Here is a 561-nt window from a genome sequence, read left to right on the forward strand (position 1 = left end):
TGTCGATTTCGTCGAGCATGATCACCGGGTTCATCACTTCGACATCCTTGAGCGCCTGCACCAGCTTGCCCGGCTGGGCCCCGATGTAGGTTCGCCGATGGCCCTTGATCTCGGCTTCGTCGCGCATGCCGCCGACGCTGAAGCGATAGAACGGCCGTCCGAGGGATTCGGCGATTGATTTGCCCACGCTGGTCTTGCCCACGCCCGGCGGGCCCACCAGCAGGACGATGGAGCCGCTGATTTCGCCTTTATAGGCGCCCACGGCGAGGAATTCGAGGATGCGGTCCTTGATGTCGTCCAGGCCGGCGTGATGCTGGTCGAGTACCTTGCGGGCGTGCTTGAGGTCGAGCTTGTCCTGGCCATACACGCCCCACGGCACCGACGTCGCCCAATCCAGGTAGTTGCGCGTGACGGCGTATTCCGGCGAGCCGGTTTCCAGGATCGAGAGCTTGTTCATCTCCTCTTCGATGCGCTTCTGCGCCTGGGCCGGTAGCACCTTGCCTTCCAGACGCAGCTCGAACTGCTCCAGGTCGGCGCTGCGATCATCCTTGGTCAGCCCCA

Annotated in this window: 1 protein-coding gene; it reads right to left on the minus strand. The window is 63.3% G+C overall.

Annotation, left to right across the window (positions count from 1 at the left end; translation table 11 throughout):
* A partial coding sequence (locus OC610_RS28625) for an AAA family ATPase (protein WP_264433137.1) occupies nucleotides 1–561 on the minus strand: 561 nt, incomplete at both ends.

The sequence above is a fragment of the Pseudomonas agronomica genome (assembly GCF_025917275.1).
Classification (GTDB): domain Bacteria; phylum Pseudomonadota; class Gammaproteobacteria; order Pseudomonadales; family Pseudomonadaceae; genus Aquipseudomonas; species Aquipseudomonas agronomica.